We start from the raw sequence: 255 nt of genomic DNA on the forward strand, positions 1-255 counted from the left end.
GAGTTCCTTCTCCCGAGTTCTCTCAAGCGCCTTAGAATACTCATCTCGCCCACCTGTGTCGGTTTGCGGTACGGTCTCGTATGACTGAAGCTTAGAGGCTTTTCTTGGAACCACTTCCGATTGCTTCGGCACCTAAGTGCCTCGTCCCAGTCCCTTGAATTACGCGCCCGGATTTGCCTAAGCGCCTTCTATGAACCAGGAACTGCCTATTCCAACAGGCAGACAACCTTCCGCGATCCGTCCCCCCATCGCATC

General features: G+C 54.5%; 1 rRNA gene. It reads right to left on the reverse strand.

The features are described from left to right. Nucleotides 1–255 (reverse strand): 23S ribosomal RNA (locus tag GM658_RS29925); the annotation flags it as partial.

Source organism: Massilia eburnea, from assembly GCF_009720745.1.
Taxonomy (GTDB): Bacteria; Pseudomonadota; Gammaproteobacteria; order Burkholderiales; family Burkholderiaceae_D; genus Rugamonas; species Rugamonas eburnea.